Raw genomic sequence first — 613 nt, forward strand, 5'->3', positions numbered from 1 at the left:
GTGGTCTCCAACCCGCGCCAGGACGTGCTGGACATTGCGGCGATCGCGGACATCGCCCACGCGGCCGGCGTGCCGCTGCTGGTGGACAACACCCTGTCCACCCCCTACCTGATCCGCCCGATCGAGTCCGGCGCGGACATCGTCATCCACTCGGCCACGAAGTACCTGGGCGGGCACGGCACCGCGATCGCCGGGGTGATCGTGGATTCGGGCAACTTCGACTTCGGGGCCGACCCGCAGAAGTTCCCGGGCTTCAACACCCCGGATGAGTCCTACAACAACCTGGTCTTCGCCCGCGACCTGGGCGTGGACGGCGCACTGGGGGCGAACCTGGCCTACATCCTCAAGGCGCGGGTGCAGCTGCTGCGCGACCTGGGTTCGGCCGTGTCCCCCTTCAACGCGTTCTTGATCGCCCAGGGCCTGGAAACCCTGTCCCTGCGCATGGAGCGCCACGTGGCCAACGCCGTCCAGGTGGCCCGCTGGCTGGAGGCGCACCCGCAGGTGCAGCAGGTCTCCTACGCCGGGCTGCCCTCCTCCCCGTGGTACGAACGCGGACGCAAGTACGGGCCGAACGGGGTGGGCGCGATCGTCTCCTTCGACGTGGCCGGCGGGG

1 protein-coding gene is annotated in these 613 nt (G+C 69.7%); it reads left to right on the forward strand.

Translation table 11 applies throughout. From position 1 onward, the window contains the following. Window positions 1-613 (forward strand): PLP-dependent transferase (locus JCM19049_RS16920; protein WP_279403497.1); only part of this gene is annotated, 613 nt, incomplete at both ends.

It is taken from the genome of Arthrobacter sp. JCM 19049, assembly GCF_001310435.1.